18 protein-coding genes are annotated in these 19,706 nt (G+C 70.7%); 8 read left to right on the top strand and 10 right to left on the bottom strand.

What is annotated here, in order from left to right:
• Nucleotides 1-71 precede the first annotated feature (71 nt).
• Together LZ495_RS03490 and LZ495_RS03485 are read right to left on the bottom strand one after the other, a co-directional pair.
• Nucleotides 72-1,193, bottom strand: coding sequence for an LLM class flavin-dependent oxidoreductase (locus LZ495_RS03490; RefSeq protein ID WP_235050329.1), 1,122 nt, complete (start codon nucleotides 1,191-1,193; stop codon nucleotides 72-74).
• A gap of 111 nt (nucleotides 1,194-1,304) precedes the next feature.
• Nucleotides 1,305-2,096, bottom strand: a complete 792-nt coding sequence (locus tag LZ495_RS03485; RefSeq protein ID WP_235050328.1) for an SDR family NAD(P)-dependent oxidoreductase — start codon at nucleotides 2,094-2,096, stop codon at nucleotides 1,305-1,307.
• Nucleotides 2,097-2,311: 215 nt separating this feature from the next.
• Between LZ495_RS03485 and LZ495_RS03480 the strand changes: the two genes are divergently transcribed.
• Nucleotides 2,312-2,770 carry a nuclear transport factor 2 family protein gene (locus tag LZ495_RS03480; protein WP_235050327.1) on the top strand — a complete coding sequence of 153 codons (459 nt, stop codon included), beginning with the start codon at nucleotides 2,312-2,314 and terminating at the stop codon, nucleotides 2,768-2,770.
• Nucleotides 2,771-2,837: 67 nt separating this feature from the next.
• On the opposite strand, the gene LZ495_RS03475 is transcribed toward LZ495_RS03480, so the two are convergent.
• Nucleotides 2,838-3,407, bottom strand: a complete 570-nt coding sequence (locus tag LZ495_RS03475; RefSeq protein ID WP_235050326.1) for a MarR family winged helix-turn-helix transcriptional regulator — start codon at nucleotides 3,405-3,407, stop codon at nucleotides 2,838-2,840.
• A 53-nt stretch (nucleotides 3,408-3,460) separates the two neighbouring features.
• On the opposite strand from LZ495_RS03475, the gene LZ495_RS03470 reads away from it, so the two are divergent.
• The 5 genes from LZ495_RS03470 to LZ495_RS03450 all read left to right on the top strand — a co-directional run bounded on the left by LZ495_RS03470 (nucleotide 3,461) and on the right by LZ495_RS03450 (nucleotide 9,010).
• A complete protein-coding gene (locus LZ495_RS03470) occupies nucleotides 3,461-4,105 on the top strand; it encodes a TIGR03086 family metal-binding protein (protein WP_235050325.1) in 645 nt (214 codons plus the stop codon).
• A 36-nt stretch (nucleotides 4,106-4,141) separates the two neighbouring features.
• Nucleotides 4,142-5,593, top strand: a complete 1,452-nt coding sequence (locus tag LZ495_RS03465) for a hypothetical protein (protein ID WP_235050324.1) — start codon at nucleotides 4,142-4,144, stop codon at nucleotides 5,591-5,593.
• Between the two features lie 118 nt (nucleotides 5,594-5,711).
• Nucleotides 5,712-6,395, top strand: a complete 684-nt coding sequence (locus LZ495_RS03460; RefSeq protein ID WP_235050323.1) for a DUF4352 domain-containing protein — start codon at nucleotides 5,712-5,714, stop codon at nucleotides 6,393-6,395.
• A 145-nt stretch (nucleotides 6,396-6,540) separates the two neighbouring features.
• Complete coding sequence (locus tag LZ495_RS03455) at nucleotides 6,541-8,223, top strand: DUF262 domain-containing protein (protein WP_235050322.1); 1,683 nt, start codon at nucleotides 6,541-6,543, stop codon at nucleotides 8,221-8,223.
• A gap of 406 nt (nucleotides 8,224-8,629) precedes the next feature.
• Nucleotides 8,630-9,010: a DUF4352 domain-containing protein gene (locus LZ495_RS03450; RefSeq protein WP_235050321.1), complete on the top strand. Its 381-nt coding sequence runs from the start codon at nucleotides 8,630-8,632 to the stop codon at nucleotides 9,008-9,010.
• Between the two features lie 84 nt (nucleotides 9,011-9,094).
• On the opposite strand, the gene LZ495_RS03445 is transcribed toward LZ495_RS03450, so the two are convergent.
• The 4 genes from LZ495_RS03445 to LZ495_RS03430 form a co-directional block, all read right to left on the bottom strand.
• Complete coding sequence (locus tag LZ495_RS03445) at nucleotides 9,095-9,424, bottom strand: hypothetical protein (protein WP_235050320.1); 330 nt, start codon at nucleotides 9,422-9,424, stop codon at nucleotides 9,095-9,097.
• A 116-nt stretch (nucleotides 9,425-9,540) separates the two neighbouring features.
• Nucleotides 9,541-11,121, bottom strand: coding sequence for an alpha/beta hydrolase (locus LZ495_RS03440; protein ID WP_235050319.1), 1,581 nt, complete (start codon nucleotides 11,119-11,121; stop codon nucleotides 9,541-9,543).
• 202 nt (nucleotides 11,122-11,323) lie between these two features.
• On the bottom strand, nucleotides 11,324-11,770 hold the full coding sequence (locus tag LZ495_RS03435; protein WP_235050318.1) for a nuclear transport factor 2 family protein: 447 nt from the start codon (nucleotides 11,768-11,770) through the stop codon (nucleotides 11,324-11,326).
• A gap of 101 nt (nucleotides 11,771-11,871) precedes the next feature.
• Nucleotides 11,872-12,309, bottom strand: a complete 438-nt coding sequence (locus tag LZ495_RS03430) for a hypothetical protein (protein ID WP_235050317.1) — start codon at nucleotides 12,307-12,309, stop codon at nucleotides 11,872-11,874.
• Between the two features lie 178 nt (nucleotides 12,310-12,487).
• On the opposite strand from LZ495_RS03430, the gene LZ495_RS03425 reads away from it, so the two are divergent.
• Both LZ495_RS03425 and glsA read left to right on the top strand, forming a co-directional pair.
• On the top strand, nucleotides 12,488-12,889 hold the full coding sequence (locus LZ495_RS03425) for an Imm7 family immunity protein (RefSeq protein ID WP_235050316.1): 402 nt from the start codon (nucleotides 12,488-12,490) through the stop codon (nucleotides 12,887-12,889).
• A gap of 206 nt (nucleotides 12,890-13,095) precedes the next feature.
• Nucleotides 13,096-14,448, top strand: a complete 1,353-nt coding sequence (glsA, locus tag LZ495_RS03420) for a glutaminase A (protein ID WP_235050315.1) — start codon at nucleotides 13,096-13,098, stop codon at nucleotides 14,446-14,448.
• A 185-nt stretch (nucleotides 14,449-14,633) separates the two neighbouring features.
• On the opposite strand, the gene LZ495_RS03415 is transcribed toward glsA, so the two are convergent.
• From LZ495_RS03415 to LZ495_RS03405, 3 genes are all read right to left on the bottom strand, one after another.
• Nucleotides 14,634-16,745 (bottom strand): 3-hydroxyacyl-CoA dehydrogenase NAD-binding domain-containing protein, encoded by a 2,112-nt coding sequence (locus LZ495_RS03415; protein WP_235050314.1) that lies wholly within the window; start codon nucleotides 16,743-16,745, stop codon nucleotides 14,634-14,636.
• Nucleotides 16,742-17,944 carry a thiolase family protein gene (locus tag LZ495_RS03410; RefSeq protein ID WP_235050313.1) on the bottom strand — a complete coding sequence of 401 codons (1,203 nt, stop codon included), beginning with the start codon at nucleotides 17,942-17,944 and terminating at the stop codon, nucleotides 16,742-16,744. The genes LZ495_RS03415 and LZ495_RS03410 overlap by 4 nt, the downstream gene beginning before the upstream one ends.
• A 61-nt stretch (nucleotides 17,945-18,005) precedes the next feature.
• A complete protein-coding gene (locus tag LZ495_RS03405; RefSeq protein WP_235050312.1) occupies nucleotides 18,006-19,457 on the bottom strand; it encodes an amino acid permease in 1,452 nt (483 codons plus the stop codon).
• Between the last annotated feature and the right edge of the window lie 249 nt (nucleotides 19,458-19,706).

The following is a 19,706-nucleotide window of genomic DNA, read 5'->3' as shown; positions in this document are numbered from 1 at the left end:
AAGGCCGACCGGCCGGCTTGTCGGCGTGGCGGCCCCGTCACGCCCCCGTTGCGCCCCGTCACGCCCCCCCGTCACGCCCCCGCGTTGCGCAGCTTCGTGGTGCGGTGCTCCGGGTCGGTGTCGATCTTGGGGATGATGTGCTCGCCGAACAGCCGGATCGTGCGCAGCGTGTTCTCCGGGGTGTCGGCGCCCAGGCCGAGTGTCAGCTGGTCAACGCCGGCCGCCTCGTACGCCTTGATGGCCTTGATCGCGGTGTCCGGGTCGCCGACGATCATGGCGCCCGCGTCGGCCGCGAATTCCACCGCCTCGTACGTCAGGTCGGGGATCGTCTCCGGCCAGAACGGAATGCCCTCCGGGTGCGGGAACGTGTCGTGGTACCGGAAGACGTTGCTGGTCAGGTACATCAGCCGCGAGTCGACCGCGGCCTGGTACGCGGCCTCCTTCGTCTCCGCGACGAACCCGGTCGAGGTCACCATGACGTTGTCGTTGACGAACGCGCCGATCGGCTCCGCGTCCACGATCTGCCGCTTGTAGTCGGCGACCGCGCGCTCGGCCTGCTCGACGTCGCCGATCGAGAAACCGAGGACGCCCAGGCCCAGCTTCGCGGCCATCGCGTACGAACTGGGCGAGCCCGCGGCGTACCACATGGCCGGGTGGCCCTTGCCGTACGGCTTGGGCAGGATCTTGCGGGGCGGGAGGGACCAGAAGCGGCCTTCGTAGCCCTCGTACTCGTCCTGCAGGAACATCTTGGGGAACTCGCGGATGACGTCTTCCCAGATGTCCTTGGTCTGGTTCATGTCCTCGATGCCGGGCAGGAAGCCGAGGATCTCGTGGCTGCCCGCGCCGCGGCCGGTGCCGAACTCGAACCGCCCTTGGGAGAGGTGGTCGAGCATCGCGACGCGCTCGGCGACCTTGGCGGGGTGGTTGACCTGCGGCAGCGGGTTGAAGATGCCGCTGCCGATGTGGATCCGCTCGGTCGCGTGCGCGAGGTAGCCGAGCATCACGTCGTTGGCGGACAGGTGCGAGTACTCGTCGAGGAAGTGGTGCTCGCTCAGCCACACGTACTTGAAGCCGGCCTTGTCGGCGGCGATCGCGTACGCCATGTCGTTCATGAGTGCTTCGTGCTCGGCGTTCGGATTGCCGTCGCGCCGGAACTTGGGGTTGTACCCCTGCAGAAAAATGCCGAATTCCATGGGGCTCCCTTGCACGGGCGGGTGGGTGGGGCCTGGCGTGGTGGTTCGGTCGGGGCGGGAGATACCGCGGTCCGCACCGTGCGGACCGCGGCAGAGGCCGGGTGGCTGCGGCTACGGCGTCCAGACTCCGTCCGGGCGGCGCGTCCATCCCGAGGCGGCGTGGGTGCCGCCGTCGACATGCAGCGTCGTCCCGGTCATGAAGCCGGACATCGGCCCGGCCAGGAACACGATCGGCGCGGCGCAGTCGTCCGGCGTACCCAGCCCGAACGGCACCTTGGCTGCGTAGTCGAGCCCGCCGACCGACTCGGCGAGGCCCTCGTCGCCCGGCGTGGGGATGGCGTCCGGGGCGACGCAGTTGACCCGGATCCGGCGGTGCGCCAGCTCCAGCGCGAGCGACTTGGTGAGCTGCTCGACGGCGGCCTTCATCGCCGCGTACACGGCGAAGCCGGGCGCCGCGCGGTGCGCCTCGACGCTGGTCACGTTCACGATCGAGCCGCCGTCGTTCATGAGCGGGACGCCGCTGCGGACCACGTTGGCGACGGTCGTGAAGTTCTCGTCGATCAGCGCCCGCTGCCCCTTCGGGCTGACCTCCAGGAAGGGCGCCCAGAAGCCGCCGCCCGCGTTGTTGACCAGCACGTCCAGGGCGCCGAGCTCGGCGTGCGCGCCCTGCACGAACGCCTCCACCGCCTCCGTGTCGCGGACGTCGAGCGTGCCCGCGTACACCTTGCGGCCGGTCTCCTCGAGCGCCTTGAGCGTGGTGCTCTGGTCCTCCTTGTCGCAGATCGCGACATCGGCGCCGAAGCGCGCCAGGGCCACCGCGGTCGCCGCGCCGATCCCGCGTGCGGCGCCGGTGACGACGGCGACTTTGCCGGTGAGCAGGCTGCTGGACGCATCGAGAACCACGTTCGTACCTCTTCTTGCCGTCGGACCCGCGCGTGCGGGGGCGCACGGCGCTCAGCTCACCATGCCATCTGACGGCGCGTCACTAAAGAGTGATCGGACGCGATTTAGGTCGCGGGACGGCGGGGAGGCGCTGGATTCCGGCGGGCCCGCGACGTACTGTGACGCCGCTTCACCGCCCCCGACCTGCTCGCCGCTCCGTCCTTTGTGAGGTGCCCATGGCCCCGGAACGCCAGCCCGGCCACATCGCTGTCCCCAACCTCGTCGCCCTGTACGCCGAGGGGATCGACGCCGGCGACTTCGACGCGGTCGCCGACCTGCTCGCCGACTGCGTCGTCACCACCGACGCCTCGCCCGACAAGATCGTCGGCCGCGAGGCGATCCACGCCCTGTACGCGACCTGGACCCGCCGCTACGAGGACGGCACGCCGCGTACCAAGCACGTCACCACCAACCTCATCCTCGACATCGACGAGGACGCGGGCACCGCCTCGGCGCGCTCCTACTTCACCGTCCTGCAGGCCACCCCGGACCTCCCGCTGCAGCCCATCATCACCGGCCGCTACCGGGACACCTTCACGCGCGACGCCGGCGGCGCCTGGTCGTTCGCGAGCCGCCACATGGTCACCGAGCAGGCCGGGGACCTTTCGCACCATCTGATGCTGCCGCTGGGCTGACGGCTCCGGCTGACGCCTCCGGCTGGTGCCTCCGGCTGGTGCCTCGAGGCGCCGCCTCTGGGTACCGCTAGACGCCCGGCGCGCCTTCGCCGCCGTCCGCGCTCCCGTCCTCGTCGTCGCCTTCCCCTGCCCCGACCCTTTCCCCTTCCGCTCCCCCCTCCGCTTCCCCTTCGTCTTCGTCGGCGAAGGCTCCGGGCGGGAGGGACGCCAGGACGTCGAGCGCGTTGAGGAAGCCCCGGCGGTCGGCGGGGGAGAGGCGGGCGAGCAGGCGATCCTCGCGTTCCCGGATGCCCGCCCGGATGCTGTCGCGGACCCGCCGCCCCTCCGCGGTCAGCGACAGCAGCCGGGCGCGCCGGTCGGCGGGGTCGGGCTCGCGCCGGATCAGGCCGCGGGCGTCCAGGTCGTCCAGGACGCCGATGATGCGCGTCTTGTCCGCGCCGATCTCGCGGGCCAACGCCGCCTGCGTGCGCACCGGTTCGTCGCCCGCGTCACCCAGGCCGAGGAGCACCACATACGCCCACATCGACGTCCTGTGCGCGCGCAGCACCGGCATCTCGGCGGCCATCAGGTGGCGGCCGAGCGGGACGATCATCGCGGCCAGGTCGCGGCGCGGCGGGTCGGGGGCGTTCGCGGACATGCGCCCGAACATAGCCGTTGACCAATCAGTAAGCACCTGCCTACGGTAAGCAAATGCCTATCAAGCTGGATGCCGTCAAGTGGTACGACGCGCGTACGGTGAAGGCCGGCGTCGCCGTGGTGGAGCAGGTCACCGCCGACGACCTCGACAAACCGACGCCCTGCACCGGCTGGTCGCTCGCCGACCTGCTGGCTCACATGACCGCCCAGCACCGCGGGTTCGCCGCCGCGGCCCGCGGGGACGGCGCCGATCCGCGGCACTGGGCAACGGAACCCCCGAGCATCGCCCAGTACCGCGAAGCCGCCGCCGACGTCTTCGCCGCCTTCGGCGAAGTCACCGACCGCGAGCAGGACTTCATGCTTCCGGAGATCACCTCCGCGATGCCCTTCCCGGCTTGGCAGGCCATCGGGTTCCACTTCATCGACTACGTCGTGCACGCCTGGGACGTCGCCCGCACCCTCGGCCTCCCGCACGCCCCCGAACCCGACATCGCCGAAGCCGCACTGCCCATCGCCCTCGCCGTCCCCGACGGCCCGTCACGCCTCGCCCCGGGCGCGGCATTCGCCCCGCCGCTCCCACCTGTTCCGGCGCGGCCGGCGCCGCGGGGATCTCGGGGGACGTCCGCCGGCACCGCACCCTTCGCCGAGATCCTCCGGGCGCTGGGCCGCAACCCTGCATGGTCGCCGACGAATCGCTGACACACACTCACCACGCCTTGTGCCAAGGTGCGTTCCATGACGGCGAACACCAAGTTCCCCCACCTCTTCGGCCTGGGCAGCAACCCGGCGCTCCCATACGACCTGGCCTTCCGCCTCCTCGGCCACCCGGTCGGGCGGCAGTCGATCGCCGCGTCCTACGCCGGGATCGACGACGTCATGCGCGCCGTCATCCTCGAAGCGGACGAACCTGGGGCGCTGCAGGAACTCGCCGCGAGCCCGCGCACCCCGACCGGCGTCCGCTGGACGCTCGCCTCCCACCCCGACCTTTGGGTCCGCGTCGCGGGGCTGCGCAGCAGCGGTCCGGACGAGCTCCCGGGCTGCGAGACGCCGGACGAACTCGTCGCCCACATCGCCGCCGACCCCGAGGTCCGGAAGCTGGACTATTTGGGGAGAGGCTTCCCGCTCGCCATCAAGATGTCCCGCGCGGTCGACCCGGACCCGGGGGTCCGCGCCGCCATGGCCGGGACCTGGGCCGACCCGCCCGAGGAGCAACGCCGGGCGTTCTTGACCGACCCTGACCTGCGGGTGCGCCTCGCAGCGCTTGGCAATGCGTGGCGCTGGGACATCCCAGCCGACCTCGTCGGCGCGCTGCTGGCTAATCCGGCGACCCGGGTGGCCGTCGCCGGCCGAGTCACGCTCACTCCGGAACAGGCCCGGGAACTCGCGCACGACGAAGACGAGATGGTGCGCCGCGTCGCCGCCGCGTCTTCGCAACTCCAGGATGCGTACCGGCTGCTGCGGAACGACCCCAGTCCACGGGTGCGCCTGGCGCTCCTCACCCAAGAGGAACTGTCGGATGAGCAGCGCGTCGAGATCTGGGAGGAACTCGACGCAGAAGGCCCGCGCCATGACGGCGAGCGCCGGTACCCGGTCAGGGCCGGCGTCGACATGATGTGGGCCCACTCCAGCATGATGGAGTGGCTCCGCACCGCCCCCGTGGAGACCCGCGAGCGCCACGCCCGGTCGCCGCTCTACTTCATCCGTTGCGTCGCGGCCTCCCAGGGAGACCTCTCCCTCGACACGGTCATCGAGATGTTGGCCGAAGCGGACCAGTTCGATGCCCAAGTCATCGCCGTCTGCCATGCCGAACGCCTGCCCGGCCACGTGCTGCGCAAAGTCGTCGAGGCATACGGCGAATCCATGAAGCTCCATCCCCCTCTGACGTCGATGCCGCAATTTCCGGCGGAGGCGTACGACGACTGGATCACCCGCACCAGCCCCGAGGATGCGGAGCTGTACTACTTGGCAGCAAAGAACGGAACGCACGCCGCCGGCATCGCAGAGCAACTCGCCGTCGACGAGTCGTCATCGCTGCGGTCCGCCGCCATCGGCCAGGCGTCCCTCTCGACCAGCACCCTCGAACGCCTGCTCGCCGACGCCGAGCCGTACGTCGCGCAGGCCGCCGCCGCGTCTCCCCGCCTGCCGCTGTCAGCCATGCACAAGATCCTTGCTGACGCCGGTCTCTGACCTCCCTGGCCGCCCATAAAACGTCCGGTTGCGACTTGGTTGCTGTCCCGGCACCGCCCTGGAGTCCCCACCCGCCGTTTGGCATCATGATCGACTCAATCTCGGCGGGGTGGGGAGCATGATGGGGATTCGGCGCGGAATCGGCGGGGTCGCGGCAGTGGCACTGGGGGTCGCGCTGCTGGGGGCGTGCAGCAGCGACGACAAGAAGACGAATACGACACCGCAGGCACAGGACGTCTCCACCCTGGACTGCGCGAACCCGAACATCCCGATGGGCGAGTTCAGGAAGCGCTGCGAGACCCCGGCACCCGGCGCACCCGGCACGCCCGGCACGCCCGGCACGCCGAGCGGGGCACCCTCCGCATCCGCCTCGGCATCGTCGTCCGCAGCACCCTCGGTCGCGAACGTCGGAGACACGCTCAACGTCTCCCACAGCGACCAGGACTTCCAGGTGACGCTGGTTCAGATCGTCGACCCGGCAACGCCGGCGAACGAGTACAGCAAGGCCGACGACGGCGGACGCCTCGTCGCCATCCAGTGGCGCGTCACCAACACCAGCAGCAAGCCCCTCTCCGCGTCGCCCGCGTCGTTCAGCAAGCTGATCGACGACCAGGGCCAGGTCTTCGACTTCTCCATCGGCGGCCGCGCCCAAGGCGTCGAATACCCGGCGATGGTCCAAATCCCCCCGGGCGACTCGCGCCTGGGCTTCGTGACCTACGAAGTCCCCCAGAACACCAAGCTCGTCAAGGTCGAATTCTCCGGCGGCTACGGCAAGCCCAACGCCGAGTGGCGCCTGTCCTGACTCTGCGCGGCGACACTCCTCGGGCCGGGCGCCTCTCGCCCTGCCCGAGGAGTCTGGTCGGCCGCCGGCCGGTGAACTGCTGCTGCGTCCATCGGTCGATCCGAAGTCCCTTTCGGGGGCGGCCTGGTAGGCGAGACTGTGCGACATGCGAAAGCTCGAGGCGCACGAAGTGGCGCTGCACAAGGTGTTCTGCGCCGACTACGACTTCCGGATCCCGCGCTACCAGCGGCCGTACGCATGGGAAGTGGAACAGGCCGAGCAACTGCTCGCCGATCTGGATGACGCGCTGCAGCGGGACGGGGATGAGCCCTACTTCCTGGGCTCCATCGTGCTGGTCAAGGAGGCGGACAAAGCAGCCGCGGAGGTCATCGACGGCCAGCAGCGCCTCACCACGCTGACGATCCTGCTCGCCGTGCTCCGCGACCTGACCGACGACGGCGAACTGCGCGGCGAGTTGGCCCGGATGATCGCCGAACCCGGCAGCAAGATGCTCGCGCTCGAGCCCAAGCCCCGGTTGACGCTTCGCGAGAAGGACTCCGACTTCTTCCGCAAGCACGTCCAGGACGACGGCGCCACGTCTGGACTTGACGCCGTGGACCCGTCCTACGTGCCGACGGACGCGCAGCGCGCGGTCATCGCCAACGCATCGGCGCTGCGCCGACGGCTCGCCACCTGGACGGAGGAGCAGCGGCTGGCGCTGACCCGGATGCTGTCCCAGCGGACATTCCTGGTCATCGTGCGGACGCCGGACCTGGTCAGTGCCCACCGGATCTTCAGCGTCATGAACTCGCGGGGGCTGGACCTGTCTCCCGCGGACATCTTCAAGTCCCTCGTCATCGGCGATCTCGAGGACGACCCCAAGGCCGCGGAGATGTGCGCGGCGCACTGGGAGGACGCCGAGGAAGCACTCGGGCGCGCGGACTTCGCAGACCTGTTCATGCACCTGAGGATGGTCTTCGTCAAGGAACGCGCCAAGGTCGAACTCCTTAAGGAATTCGACGAGTTGGTTCTGAAGAAGAATTACCTTCCGGGGCGGGCGAAGGAGTTCGTCACCGAGGTGCTCGACCCGTACGCCGCGGCGTACGGCGTCATCCGCGACTTCGACTACAGCGCGCCCGCCGGGGCCGAGAAGGTCAACGCCTGGCTGCGCCGCCTGGACCAGCTCGACAACAGCGACTGGATCCCGCCGGCTCTGTGGGCGCTCAAGGAGCACCCGAACGACCCGGTCTGGCTCGACCACTTCTTCCGCGCGCTGGAACGCCTCGCCGCGAGCATGTTCGTCCGCCGCATCTACACGACACCGCGCCTCCAGCGCTACGAGGCCCTGCTCAAGGAACTCGCTGCGGGCCATGGTCTGGATGCGCCGGCCTTCCGGCTCGACGACGAAGAGCGCCAGGCCACCCGCGACCAGCTCGACGGCGACATCTATAGGGAGAAGAAGACCCGCAGGTACGTACTGCTGCGCCTGGACGAGGTCCTGGCCGACGCCTCCGGAGCCGTGTACGTGCACCCGCTGGTGACCGTCGAGCACGTACTGCCGCAGAACCCGACTCCGGGCTCGCAGTGGCTGACGGACTTCACCGACGACGAGCGCGAACTGTGGACGCATCGGCTCGGCAACCTCGTCCTGCTCACCCGGCGCAAGAACTCCGAGGCGCAGAACTACGACTTCACCGTCAAGAAGGCGAAGTACTTCGGCGGCAAGCACGGGACGACCACCTTCGCGCTGACGGGCCAGGTGCTGGCCGCCGAGCAGTGGACCCCCGCCCACCTCAAGGAGCGGCAGGAGTACCTGGTCACGCGCCTGTGCGAGGAATGGGGGCTGTGACCGAACCGGCGCCGTGATCTCCGCCGTCCGCGCCCCGCGGGTGCCAGGCTGGCATCATGGCCGGTCCGACTGAGTGGGGTGGGGAAGTATGACGCGGGTGCGGGGCAGAGCGGCAGGTACCGGGGCAGGGCACCGACGGGCGGGTGGTGTTGCGGCGGTGGCGGCGGGGGTCCTGCTGCTGGCCGGATGTGGCGGGGACGACAAGAAGGCGGGTGCGGGGGCGACGACCCCGGCGGCGTCGGCTCCGGCCGGGACGTCTCCGGCTCCTGGTGCGGGTGCTTCGACGACGGGGGCGGGCGCGTCTGCCACTTCGTCCGCATCCGTGTCTCCGTCCGCGACGACGACGGCTCCGTCGGTGACCGTCACGCCGTTCGTGGGGCCGGCGCGGATCGGGGAGCCCGTGCGCATGCTGGACGGTGCGAAGCAGCCGGTCGAGGTGACGCTGCTCCGCGTGGTCGACCCCGCGCCGCCGCAGAGCGAGTCGACCAAGGCCGAACCGACCGGCCGCCTGGTCGCGCTCGAATGGCGCATCACCAACTTGGGGGCCGAGACGCTGGATGCCTCGCCGTCTGCGGACGTCAAGGTCCACGATGCGCAGGGCAAGGCGTACGACTACTCCATCGGCGGGCAGGCCTTCGGCACGCCGTTCCCCGCGACCGCCCAACTGGCCCCGGGCGAGTCGCGTACCGGTCTGGTGACGTACGAAGTCCCCCTGAACGCCAAGCTCGTCAAGATCCAGCACCGCGGCGGCTTCGACCAGCCCCCGGTGCAGTGGCCGCTGCCGTAGGGCGGCCTGGAGGATCTCCGTGCCGCTCGCGGCGATCGGTGTCGGGCCCTGAGGCTCGGGGTTGCCGAAGGCCGACGTCCACGGTCAGGTTGCTCGCACGCCGCCGGGTTCGAGGAGCAGCCTGCGGCTTCCCGGGGGACGCGTCTTGAGGGCTTCTTGGATGTGTACGACGAGCAACTGAAGTGCCGCAGTCGCGGGCTCGGCGCTCGGGAAGACCTGGACGGCGTCTGCGGCGGTCGCCCGCAGGCGGTCGCCGAGTGAGGCAGGGCTGACTTCCAGGACCATGGGGTCGGGGAGGTCGGTGCCCGCCCAGCGGCTGATTTCGATGGCTTCGCCGCCGGGCCGGGGCGCGGCTGCGCAGTCGTCCGCATTCAAGCGGCGCAGGAGTTCGCCGAACATCCGGGTGTCGTCCATGTGGCGGGTTTCTTGTCGTGGTCGTACGAAATGCCGTAGTCGGCCGGGGCCTTGCCGTGCAACGCGGATGTCGTGGTAGCGAACCGGGCGGTACTCCGCCTTTCGGTGGAGGCCCGTCACACCACGTCGAGGATGAAGAACAGCACGATCGGCACCGCGACGAGCGCGGCAAGGAGGTTCAGCGGCAGGCCCCACGGGCCGAAGAGGGCGAGGCAGACGAGGCCGGACACCGCGGCGGCACCCAGGACGAGGAAGAGCGGCGCGGCCATCCGGGACAGCAGGGAGACGGCCCACGCGGGGGTGCGGACCAGGCCGGACGGCGGCTTCGTGTCGCCGGTCAGCACGTACTTGGCGATGCCGTCCAGGTGCTGGGGTTCGAGGGCCGCGCTGTGGCCCCCGTCGTGGTAGTAGACCTCGGTCTTGGTGGCCGGGTCGTCGTTGAAGCCGTCGACGCCGCCGGTGCCGATATCGCGCATTCTGAAGCCGCGGAGGCCGGCGCACAGGACCGCGACAGGGACATCGCGCGACGCCCGGTCGTTGCGGATCCAGCCCACCTGCCCCTGGTCGATGCGCTCTGTCCAGCCGTAGGACGGCGGCAGGACGCTCCCGGTCAGCAGCACGCGCTGGAAGCGCATGCCCGGGATCCGCTTGAGGCTGTGCCCGAGCAGGTAGGTGCCGTTGCTGTGGCCGACGAAGTGGAACGTCGCCTTCGGGTTCCTGGCGAGTTGTTCGGCGTACATGTCCTCGAGCCAGCCGATGTACTTGCGGCGGGTGATCGGAAGGACGAATTTGCGTGCCGAGAAGCGGCCGTAGGTCGCCGCCACCACCTCGGTGTCCGGATCCTGCGCCTTGAGGAGCTCCTTCAGGTCCTTCACCCAGGTGGTGTTGCCCGCGCGGATGCCGTGCAGCAGTATCACGACGCGCTTCTCCGGCTTGCCGATCTCCGGGATGACGGCGGTGGGGCGCGGGGTGGTGAACGCCTCGGCGATGAGCCGGAACCGGGTCTCGGGGTCCGGTGCGAGGTCCACCTGCAGCAGGTTGTTGTGGGTGGCACCGGCGAGGGGCACTTCTTCGCCGGTGGGGAAGGCGCGTACGTCGCTGCTGTCGTCGTCGGTGACGAGGTTGTCCTCGGTGCCGAGGAACTGCCGGATCAGCGGCGGGTGGTCCAGGGCATTGATCTCGCGGATCCACGAGATGCGCAGGTTGGTGATGAAGTCCGAGCCGCGCAGAAGGTCGTGCACCAGCCAGCGCCGGAGCACCGGCAGGACCCGCGCGGACCACGCCGCTGCGGGTAGCCACCACGCCCGGTGCCGCGACACGTCGACGCCCCGGTTGAGGCTCGCGAAGAGCACGATGCGGTCGACCTTCGCCGCCCACGGCCGACGCCCGGTGGGCCCGTTCGCGCCGAGGGCGTCCAAGTACGCCTGGCGCAGGACGAGTCCGCCCATGCTGTGGCCGACCAGCACCACGTCGCCGTAGTCGCCGGTCGTCCAGAGCTCGTGGATGTGCGCCCCGACGGCCTTGGCCAGATCCTTGACGGAACCGGGCTTGTAGCTGCGGCCGCCGTGCGGCACGACCCTGTAGTCGCAGTCCGCTGCGCTGTACCCGTCCAGCTCGGCCAGCCGCTTCTGCAGATCGGTCCACGCTTCCGTACGGCCGGTGATCGCCGGTACGAAGACGACAAGTCGCCGCGCCACGGTGCCCCCTTTCCCGCGCCTGACGGCACCCACCGCGTGCCGCCTTGCCGATCAGGGTGGCATCCGCGCGGGGGAGGCGTCGGCATTTCCCCGAACCGGGCAAGTCGTCGGCTCGGCCGCCCTGTTCGGATCATCCGACCATCGGATCGGAGCTGCGGGCGTCCCCCGAAAGGGACGCCTGCGCGCGGCGGTTCCGGTCGGCTCAGGCCTCGGGGGCGAGGGAGGTTTCGCCTTCCCAGGTGGACAGGCCGAGGTGCGAGCGGATTTCGGCCGGGGGTTCCCAGAAGGCGCGGACGGAGTCGACGAGGCCTTCGTCGTTCACGCGCCAGAGTTCGATGCTGTCGACCCACGCGGGCTTGCCGGCCACGGAGCCGTGGTTGCGCATGTGGACCTGGGCCTCGCGGCCGCAGGCGATGATGAGGACCGGTTCGAGGATCCAGGTCTTGGTGGGGGTGAAGGACTTGTCCCAGGCCTGGACGGACATGACGTCGCGGCCGATGCCGGCGACGGTGCCGGGCGGGTCTTCGTAGCGGACGTCGTCGGCGAGGATCTTGAGCCAGGAGTCTTTGTCCTGGTTGTTCCAGTGGCGGACGTGGGCGAGCACGGCTTCGCGGGCGGCCGCGGCGAGGTCTTTCGCGTCATCTGTCACGCCGTCAGATGTAGCCCGCGCCGGTGCAAGTATCAATGGCGAGCGGTAGGGCGGATTCCGTTTGCGGCGCCTTTTGTGATCTTGCCTGGCCCGGGCAGCGGTCAGGTGCCTGCGGTGACGCCGGCGGCGCGGCGGGCTTCCGAGCGGCGGGCCAGGGGGTCGGCCGCGGCGAGGGCGACGCCTGCGACGGCGGACGCTCCGGCGAGGGCGACGATGGCGGCGCGGGTGCGGGGGAGGCCGTCCCAGTGGCGGCGGGTGATGAGGGTGTCGCCGAGGTCGGCGCCCGCGGAGGCCAGGGCCCAGGTCGTGAAGCCGCGGCCGGTGAGGGCGGAGACGGCGGTGCCCGCGCCGAGGGCGATGTCGCGTACGCCCAGGGCCTTGGCGAAGACGGTGCCGCCCGGGTTCTCGACGTCGCGGCCGACCCAGGGGCGGGAGGCGACGGGCGGGGCGGTGATCGCCAGGACGCCGAGGGCGACCCGGGCCGCGCCCCAGGCAGCGGAGGCTTGGCGGACGCGCAGCGGCCATTCGCTTCGGTTCATCGCCTCATCATGCCTGGTGGGAGGGGGAGGAGTGGGCGGGGATGGCAATGGTGGGTGCAAATCGGCTGGCTGAAGGCCCCCTTGGTCCAAGAACGCGTGGGGTGGGATGGGGGTTCCGGGTCGGTAGGGTCCGCGCATGTTCGAGTCCCACGGGTGAGTTCCTCGGTAGGGTCCGCGCATGTTCGAGTACCACGGGTGGGTTCATGTGCTGGAGAGCGCGGGCGCCGAGGACGAGGATGACGGGCGGCTCCAGGGCATCGCCGCGGAGCTTCGGGACCGCATCCGGGAGATCGACAGCCCCTACCTTCTGGATCTGCGCTGGATGAACGGCGAGCTGTTTGTGCACTTCGGCGGGATGCCGAACCACCGGCATGCGGGTGTCATCGCCTTTTTCGGCGAGGTCGGGCGCCGAGCGCCGGGGTCATACGGCCTGCTGCATGTGCACGACGACGAGTGGCGCGGACACGAGAACGAATTCCGGGTGTTCAGGATGGTGCGGGGGAGCGTGGCCGAGTGTCCGGATGCGCTGCTGTCGCCCTGTATCCCGCTGCTGGAGGACCCCTTCCCCGCCACGGACTGAGCTCGGCGGGCCGCCGCGAGCCCCGCGCACGGCGAAGGCGCCGCCCCCTTGCCGAAGGGTGGCGGCGTGCCTTTTGCGCTGTCCGGGTGGTCGGGCCTTTCGAGTGGTCGGCTGGTGAGCATTGTCGGAAGGTGGACCTTGTGGCGGCAGATCTCGGTGATGCGCAACGTGCCCGTCGGGCTTGCGGGTGAGGGACGGTGGCGGGCGTGGATGATCCGGTCACCGCGGCCTTGGAGGAGTTGCACGGCCGGCTGGCCGTGCTGCGGGACGGTGAGGTCGCGGCGTACATCCCGCAGCTTGCACTGGCCGATCCGGATGCCTTCGGGCTGGCACTGTGCAGCATGGCCGGGCACCGGTACCAGGCCGGGGAGGCCGATCTGCCGTTCACCATCCAGTCGGTGTCCAAGCCGTTCGTGTACGCCTTGGCCGTGGGCGACCTGGGACCGCAGGAGATGCTCCGGCGCGTGGGGGCCGAGCCGAGCGGCGACTCGTTCAACGCCGTCAGCCTGGAGCCGGGCACCGGTCGACCGGCCAATCCGATGGTCAACGCCGGGGCGATCGCCACGACGGCCTTGGTGCGGGCCGAGAGCCCGGCGGAGAGGTTCGGGCGCATTCTGCGGGTGCTGTCGGCTTTCGCCGGACGGGAGTTGGACGTCGACGAGGACGTCTACGCCAGCGAGGCCCGGACCGGGGACCGCAATCGGGCCCTGGCGTACCTGATGCGCTCGGCCGGTTCCCTGGACGGCGACCCGGACGAGGCGGTCGACGTCTACTTCCGCCAGTGCGCCGTCCGCGTCACCGCGGCCGATCTGGCGGTCATGGCCGCCACCCTCGCCGGCGGCGGCCGCAACCCGGTCAGCGGCGAGCAGGTCGTCGCCGAGCCGGACGCGGTCAGGACCCTGGCGATCATGGCTACCTGCGGGATGTACGACGGGGCCGGGCAGTGGTTGCTCGATGTCGGCCTGCCGGCCAAGAGCGGGGTCGCGGGCGGTTTGATCGCGTGCAGTCCCGGGCGTTTCGGCGTCGCCGTCTACAGTCCCCCGCTGAACCAGGCCGGGAATCCGGTGCGGGGTGTGGCGGCCCTCACCGAGATGTCGGCCCGCTTCGGGCTGCACTTGATGCACAAGTCCGGGGTCCATGCGGCGACCGTGACCGGTGCGCAGCGGATCGAGCGGGGCGGCCGGAGCATCGCGGTCGTCAGCGCCCAGGGGACGCTGGAGTTCACCGAGATGGAGGCGGTTCTGCGGGCGGTCCGGGAGGTCACGCCGCCGGTTCCGGGCTGGGTGCTGCTGGATCTGACCGCGGTGACGGGTGTCGTGGCGGGCCAGGCCACCGCGTTGGCAGCGGTTCTGGCCGACCTTGCCGCCCGCGGACACCATGTCGCGGTCGCCGCGCAGCAGACGTTCCTGGCAGTGGCCCGGGACCGTCCAGTGCCCTGGAGGAGGTTCACGACCCGCGATCAGGCCTTGGCCTGGTGCGAACTGGGCGAGCCGGGGGAGCCAGGGGAACTGGGAGAGCCGGGGGAGCTGGGAGAGCCGGGGGAGCCAGGAGTCCCGTAGCAGGGGTGTCGCGCGGGTTGCCGCCGGCGCGCGCTGTCCCGCATGACGCGCATCGCCGCAACGGCGAAGGCGCCGCCCCCTTGCCGGAGGGGGCGGCGCCTTCGTGTCCCGCGGTGATGCTGCCGGAGCGGATCGGTTCGGCCCGGTCAAGATCATTCAGGACCGGTCCGATCCGCTCAGGACGTTCAGACCGAGGCCACGCCCGGGTCCAGGAAGCGCTTGCCGGTGACCTTCTCCGACACGCCCGCGCGGTCCAGGTACGGCGTGATGCCGCCCAGGTGGAACGGCCAGCCCGCACCGGTGATCATGCACAGGTCGATGTCCTGCGGAGCCTGGACGACGCCCTCGTCGAGCATGAGGCGGATCTCGGTGGCCAGCGCCGCGAGCGCGCGCTCGCGGACCTGCTCGGAGGTGAGCGGCGCGGAGCCGACCTCCATGAGCGCGGCGACCTCCGGGTCGACCTCGGGGGCGCCGGACGCCCAGGTCAGGAACGAGCGCTTGCCCGCCTTGACCACGCGCTCCAGGTTCTCCGAGACGCCGAAGCGCTCCGGGAACGCGGCGTTCAGGGTGCCCGCCACGTGGGCCGCGACCGCCGGGCCGACGAGTTCGAGGAGCACCATCGGGGACATCGGCAGGCCCAGCGGCTGCAGGGCCTTGTCGGCGACCTCGATCGGGGTGCCCTCGTCGACGGCCGCGAGGACCTCGCCGAGGAAGCGGGTCAGGATGCGGTTGACCACGAAGGCCGGCGCGTCCTTGACCAGCACCGCGGTCTTCTTCAGCTGCTTGGCGACGCCGAACGCGGTGGCGAGCGACGCGTCGTCGGTCTGCTCCGCGCGCACGACCTCGAGCAGCGGAAGCACCGCGACCGGGTTGAAGAAGTGGAAGCCGACGACCCGCTCCGGGTGGTTCAGCTTCGACGCCATCTCGGTGACCGACAGCGAGGAGGTGTTGGTGGCCAGGATGCAGGTGTCCGAGACGACGGCCTCGACCTCGGCGAACACCTGCTGCTTGACCGACATCTCCTCGAAGACGGCCTCGATGACGAAGTCCGCGTCCGCGAACGCGTCCTTCGACAGCGAGCCGGAGACCAGGGCCTTGTAGCGGTTGGCCGCGTCCGGGCTCAGGCGCTTCTTCGCGAGCTGCTTGTCGATCTCGGCGTGCACGTAGCCGACGCCCTTGTCCACGCGCTCCTGGTCGATGTCTGTCAGCACGACCGGCACACCCAGGCGGCGCGCGAAGAGGAGGGCGAGCTGCGAGGCCATCAGGCCCGCACCGACCACGCCGACCTTGGTCACCGGGCGGGCCAGCGCGCGGTCCGGAGCCCCGGCCGGGCGCTTGGCGCGCTTCTGGATCAGGTCGAACGAGTAGAGCCCGGCGCGCAGTTCGTCGCCCATGATGAGGTCCGCGAGGGCCTCGTCCTCGAGCGCGAAGCCGGCATCGACGTCGCCGCTGCGGGCCGCGTCGATGATCTCCAGCGCGCGGTACGGGGCCGGCGAGGCGCCCGACACCTTCATGTCGGCGATGAACTTGCCGGTCGCGATGGCGTTGTCCCAGCCCTCGCCGCGGTCGAACTCGGGCCGCTCGACCACGATGTCGCCGGACAGCACGCGCGAGGCCCAGCGCAGCGACTCGGCGATGAAGTCCGCCGGGTCGAGCAGCACGTCGGCGATGCCGAGCTCGAACGCCTTGGGGCCGTTCAGCTGCTTGTTCTGGTTCAGCGCGTTCTCGATGACGACCGTGATCGCCTTCTCGGGGCCGATCAGGTTGGGGAGCAGCGTGCAGCCGCCCCAGCCCGGCACCAGGCCGAGGAAGCACTCCGGCAGCGAGAGGGCCGGCACCGCGGACGAGATCGTCCGGTACGTGCACGCGAGGCCGATCTCGACGCCGCCGCCCATCGCCGCGCCGTTGTAGAACGCGAAGGTCGGCACCGAGAGGTTCCGCAGGCGGCGGAACGCGTCGTGCCCGGCCTGGCCGATGGCCAGCGCCTGGTCCCGGTTCTTGATGACGCCGACGCCCTTGAGGTCGGCGCCCACCGCGAAGATGAACGGCTTGCCGGTCACACCCGCGGCGACGATCTCGCCGGCCGCGGCGTACGCCTCGACCTGGTCGAGCGCCGCGCCCAGCTCGGCGAGACCCGCCGGGCCGAACGTGGTCGGCTTGGTGTGGTCGAACCCGTTGTCCATCGTGATCAGCGCGAACTTGCCCGCGCCGTACGGGAGGTCGAGAAGCCGCACCGGGAAGTGGGTGACGAGTTCGTCGGGGAAGATCTCCTCGGCGAGCTGCTTGAGGTCCGTCACTTGTCGCCCTCCCAGTGGGGGTTCTCCCAGATGACCGTTCCGCCCATGCCGAGGCCGATGCACATCGACGTCAGGCCGTAGCGGACCTCGGGGTGCTCCTCGAACTGCCGCGCCAGCTGCGTCATCAGACGCACGCCGGACGAGGCCAGCGGGTGGCCGAACGCGATGGCGCCGCCGTACTTGTTGACCCGCGGGTCGTCGTCGGCGATGCCGTAGTGGTCCAGGAACGACAGGACCTGCACCGCGAACGCCTCGTTCAGCTCGAACAGGCCGATGTCGTCGATGGTCAGGCCGGCGCGCTCCAGCGCCTTCTCGGTGGCCGGCACCGGGCCGATGCCCATGACCTCCGGCTCCACACCCGCGAACGCGTACTGCACCAGGCGCATCTTGACCGGCAGGCCGAGCTCGCGCGCGGTCTCCTCGGACGCCAGGATCGCGGCGGTCGCGCCGTCGTTCAGGCCCGCGGCGTTGCCCGCGGTGACCCGGCCGCGGACCCGGAACGGGGTCTTCAGCGCGGCGAGGTTCTCCAGCGTGGTGCCGGGGCGCGGCGGCTCGTCCTCGGTGGCCAGGCCGTAGCCCTTCTCCGCGGAGCGCACCGCGACCGGGACCAGGTCCGGCTGGATCTTGCCGTCGGCGTACGCCTTCGCGGCCTTGTCCTGGCTGCCGACCGCGAACGCGTCGGCGCGCTCCTTGGTCAGCTGCGGGAACCGGTCGTGGATGTTCTCCGCGGTCATGCCCATGCTCAGCGCGGACATGTCGACCAGCTTCTCCGCGATGATGCGCGGGTTCGGGTCGGCCTGCTCGCCCATCGGGTGGCGGCCCATGTGCTCCACGCCGCCCGCGATGGCGATGTCCAGCGCGCCCAGCGCGATGCCGCCGGCCACGTTGGTGACCGCGGTCATGGCGCCCGCGCACATGCGGTCGACCGAGTAGCCCGGGACGGTGTTCGGCAGGCCGGACAGGAGAGCCGTGGTGCGGCCGATGGTCAGACCCTGGTCGCCGATCTGCGTGGTGGCCGCGATTGCGACCTCGTCCACCTTCTCGCCCGGCAGCTGCGGGTTGCGGCGCAGCAGCTCGCGGATGCAGGCGATGACCAGGTCGTCGGCGCGGGTCTCGTGGTAGATGCCCTTGGGGCCGGCCTTGCCGAAGGGGGTTCGGACACCGTCGACGAAGACGACGTCCCTGGGGTGACGAGACACAGTGGCAGCACTCCTCGTGGAAGGGTTACGGGCACATGCTACTCATGAGTAACCAGATCGCCTAGGGGGCTGTTCCCGCCCGGGCCGGACGCTCGGTCCTGTCGGCCTGCCAGGCGTCCGGGCCGTCGCCGCGGCGGCGCAGCCAGAAGTAGACGGGCAGGCCCAGGACCAGTGCGGCCAGCCCCTTCCACACCGTCTCCCAGCCCGAGCCGTAGATCGCCCAGGCCGAGTACGCGGCGGCCAGCACCGCGATGGCCGTGTACTTCGCGAAGGCCGAGCCCGGGAACTGCGACCGGTCGGCGCGCATCACCTTCAGCAGTGCCAGCGCGGTCATGCCGTACGGGATCAGCGAGGACAGCGTGGCGATCAGGATGATCTCCTTGAACTGGCCGGCCAGCCCGCTGTTCGCGGTCATCAGGATCAGCACGGTCACCAGCACGTTCGAGAACACCAGGCCGTACGCCGGGGAGCCGTGCCGGTTCACCGCGCCGAACCGCTTCGGGAACAGCCCGTCCCGGGCCAGGGCCATCGGCACCTGCCCCTGCAGCATCACCCAGCCCGACATCGCCCCCAGGCACGCGATCAGCCCGCCCGCGGCCACGATCGAGCCGCCCGCCTTGCCCACGATCACCTCGGCGGCGTCCGCGAACGGCGCGCTGGACGACTCCAGCTGCCCGGCCGGCACCAGCGTCATCACCACGAACGTGCTCAGCACGTAGACCGCGGACGCCACGCTCACGCCCAGGATCGTGGAGCGCGGGATGGTGCGCCGCGGGTCCTTCACGTCGCCGGCCGGCACCGTGGCCGACTCCATGCCGATGAACGCCCACAGCGTGAGCGCCGCCGCGGCCGTGATGCCCTGGAACGCCGAGCCGCCGGTCGGGTTGAACTCCGGCACCGCGCCGCGGTCCAGGAAGAACAGCCCGACCACCGCGATGCCCACCAGCGGGATCAGCTTGAGCGCGGTGGTCAGTATCGCGACGAAGCCCGCGTCCTTCACGCCGCGCACGTTCAGGTACGTCGCCGCCCACGACAGGGCGACCGCCACCAGCGCGGAGGACAGCGCCCGGCCTTCGAGCGCGGGCACGAAATAGGCCAGGTAGCCCACCGCGGCGATCGCGATCGCCGCATTGCCCACCCAGACCGCGATCCAGTAGCCCCAGCCGATCATGAAGCCGGTGAAGCGGCCGAACGTGCGCTCCACATAGGCGTACGGGCCGCCGGTGTGCGGCTGCAGCCGGGCGAACCGCCCGAACACGAGCGCGAGGAGCAGCGCCCCCGCGCAGGTGAAGCACCACGCCACGATCGCCAGTCCGCCGTACGGCGCCAGCGTGCCGGGGAGCAGGAAGACGCCCGAGCCGATCATGTTGCCGATCACCAGCGCGGTGCAGGCCAGGAGGCCGAGGCTGCCGCGGGCGGGCCGCGGGCCCTCCGGCCGCGGTCTGCCGGAGTCGGAGTCGGGATCAGGATCGGGACCGGGCTCGGCCTCGGTCCCTGGGTCCGAGATGGTCACGGTGCCGCACTCCCGTTTCGGATGCTCGCCGGGCGGAGGGGGATTCCACCCACGTCGCGAGGACGGGTACGACTCTATATGGATAGAACAGGGCAACTCGGGGCGTAAGACACGTACGGCAGGGACGAAAGTCCTGTTGCCCAAGGGCACGGGCAGGGGGAGGGGCAGGGGCACGGCAGTGTCCGTGGCCGGGCCGGGGGGGGGGGGCGCCCCCCCCCGGGGGGGGGCGGGCGCCCGGGGGGGGCGCCG

The sequence above is a fragment of the Yinghuangia soli genome (assembly GCF_021502675.1).
Taxonomy (GTDB): Bacteria; Actinomycetota; Actinomycetes; order Streptomycetales; family Streptomycetaceae; genus Yinghuangia; species Yinghuangia soli.
This window is presented reverse-complemented; position numbering and strand designations above follow the sequence as displayed.